This window comes from Burkholderia sp. GbtcB21 (assembly GCF_019091065.1).
In the GTDB taxonomy this organism is placed as follows: Bacteria; Pseudomonadota; Gammaproteobacteria; order Burkholderiales; family Burkholderiaceae; genus Burkholderia; species Burkholderia pyrrocinia_C.
This window is the reverse complement of the sequence record NZ_JAGXKA010000585.1, coordinates 1-228: the sequence shown is the minus strand read 5'-3', so window position 1 is coordinate 228 and position 228 is coordinate 1. Positions and strand designations below refer to the sequence as shown.

The 228-nt window shown below is 62.3% G+C and carries 1 protein-coding gene; it reads left to right on the top strand.

All coding sequences use genetic code 11. The features are described 5' to 3' along the window. A partial coding sequence (locus KVT39_RS37750) for an efflux RND transporter permease subunit (protein ID WP_217591552.1) occupies positions 1-228 on the top strand: 228 nt, incomplete at both ends.

The window sequence follows — 228 nt, the reverse complement described above, 5'->3', positions numbered from 1 at the left end:
ATTCTGCCGCCGGCACTGTGCGCGTCGATCCTGAAGCCGATCCCGCAAGGGCATCACGAAGAGAAGAAGGGTTTCTCCGGCTGGTTCAACCGCACGTTCAACAACAGCCGCGACAAGTACCACGACGGCGTGCACCACGTGATCAAGCGCTCGGGCCGCTGGCACATCATCTACCTGGCCGTGATCGTCGGGGTCGGCCTGCTGTTCGTGCGCTTGCCGAAGTCGTTC